A 1,586-nucleotide genomic window follows, 5' to 3' on the forward strand; every position below is an offset into this window, starting at 1 on the left:
GCGAAACGCTGCTAACGGCGCGGCGCAGACTGTTGCCGAGATGGCTCCCTCCCCTCTTGATCCCTGCGCGCACAAAGGCGACAACGGCTGCCTGTTGGTTGATTGTGGGCGGGGATCATGAATTCGGCGGCGCTATTTGCATAATGGGGGAGGCCGGCCGCGCTGCGCTGCAGCGCCGGGCTGGTCTGCGTTCTGAGCCGCAAGGAGAATATTCCCAGACAGGAAAGTTGGGAGGAATGGAATGTTCTACGCCTGGTGGAAATATATGGGACGTGGATATGCTTAACTTGCTGGCATTCAATCCTGAGAAACGTAACAATAGAATAGTTACACCTAACCGTGGCGAGGCTGACCCGGTTGCTGAATAGCAACGCCGGCGATATTGAAAGTGACCGTATACTTGCAGCACGCAAACTAGTGAGGTGCTACAGCAGCATAGTACTGAAAGGCATGGGGATCTTGCTGGCAACTGAAGATGGCACCGTCGCCATCGACGATGTCGGTAACGCGGGTATGGGCCGGGGATAGGGGATGTATTGTCTGGTATCATCGGTGGTTTGCTTGCGCAAAAACCGTCGCTGTATGATGCGGCCTGTGTCGGCCGTGTAGTCCATGGTACCCACCGCCGGCCGTCTGGTAGCGGAAAAAGGAACGCTTGACATGTTGTCCACAGATTTACTGCCGGCATTGTACCTATTTGTCAATCCAGAGCTTACCGTATAGAAACCAGACATGGAAAAACGTACAATATTCCTGCCGGATGAAACGGCAACTATCGCATTTGGTGCAGCATTGGCTACCTCCTGCCGGCAAGCCTGCGTGATTTATCTTTATGGCGACCTCGGAGCCGGCAAAACGACATTTTGCCGAGGCTTTCTGCGTGCTTTGGGGCACCAAGGCAATGTGAAAAGCCCCACCTACACCCTGGTCGAGCCCTACGCGCTGCAGCGCTGGACGGTTTATCATTTTGACCTTTATCTCCTGGTGGATCCAGAGGAGCTTGAATTTATAGGAGTGCGGGACTATTTCGATGATACTGCTCTATGTTTAGTAGAATGGCCGCAGCGCGGGGAGGGTATCCTGCCGGCAGCGGATATCGCCTTGACACTATCCTATCAAGGGGACGGTCGGCAGGCGCAGGCGCAGGCCCTCAGCGCCACCAGCGAGCGCATTTTGGCGCATCTGATGCCGCGGCAGGGAACGCTTTCATGATGCTAAGGTTCAGGATAATGCTGGTGTTGGCAGTGTGTTTTATCGTAGAACGGATAATAGCGGCGACGCTTAGCAATATTAATGGTTGCCAACAGCGTCAATCAATCGACAGTCACCCTGGGTTTAATCAACAGCCGGTTTACGCTTTTTTCTCTCTGCATAATCCCGAACGTATCGTGGTGGATATACGCCAGAGTAATCCGGTGCAGGTGCTGCCGCTCGATTTAAGTGGTGAGAATATGGTTAAACGAATTCGTACTAGTAGGTACGCCGGTGGGTAAGTAGAGTATACGCCTAGTATTCGAGCTGACCCACACATCTGGTGCACAGGCCACGACACGGCAGGTGGACCGGAATTACAACGTCGTGTTGAC

General features: G+C 53.7%; 4 protein-coding genes. All 4 read left to right on the top strand.

Features of this window, described 5'->3' with window-relative positions; genetic code table 11:
* Positions 1-339 precede the first annotated feature (339 nt).
* Positions 340-528: a hypothetical protein gene (locus tag BG74_RS16570; RefSeq protein ID WP_244267270.1), complete on the top strand. Its 189-nt coding sequence runs from the start codon at positions 340-342 to the stop codon at positions 526-528.
* 29 nt (positions 529-557) lie between these two features.
* Complete coding sequence (locus tag BG74_RS16575) at positions 558-659, top strand: hypothetical protein (protein WP_244267271.1); 102 nt, start codon at positions 558-560, stop codon at positions 657-659.
* Positions 660-732: 73 nt separating this feature from the next.
* Positions 733-1,212: a tRNA (adenosine(37)-N6)-threonylcarbamoyltransferase complex ATPase subunit type 1 TsaE gene (gene tsaE, locus BG74_RS04060; RefSeq protein ID WP_066596778.1), complete on the top strand. Its 480-nt coding sequence runs from the start codon at positions 733-735 to the stop codon at positions 1,210-1,212.
* A 17-nt stretch (positions 1,213-1,229) separates the two neighbouring features.
* On the top strand, positions 1,230-1,493 hold the full coding sequence (locus BG74_RS04065; protein ID WP_204376305.1) for a hypothetical protein: 264 nt from the start codon (positions 1,230-1,232) through the stop codon (positions 1,491-1,493).
* Positions 1,494-1,586 lie beyond the last annotated feature (93 nt).

Source organism: Sodalis-like endosymbiont of Proechinophthirus fluctus, from assembly GCF_001602625.1.
GTDB lineage: Bacteria > Pseudomonadota > Gammaproteobacteria > Enterobacterales > Enterobacteriaceae.

Excerpts from the sequence above, each read along its gene's own strand:
- tsaE (WP_066596778.1), top strand. The coding sequence starts at position 733 with ATGGAAAAACGTACAATATTCCTGCCGGATGAAACGGCAACTATCGCA.
- BG74_RS04065 (WP_204376305.1), top strand. The coding sequence starts at position 1,230 with ATGCTGGTGTTGGCAGTGTGTTTTATCGTAGAACGGATAATAGCGGCG.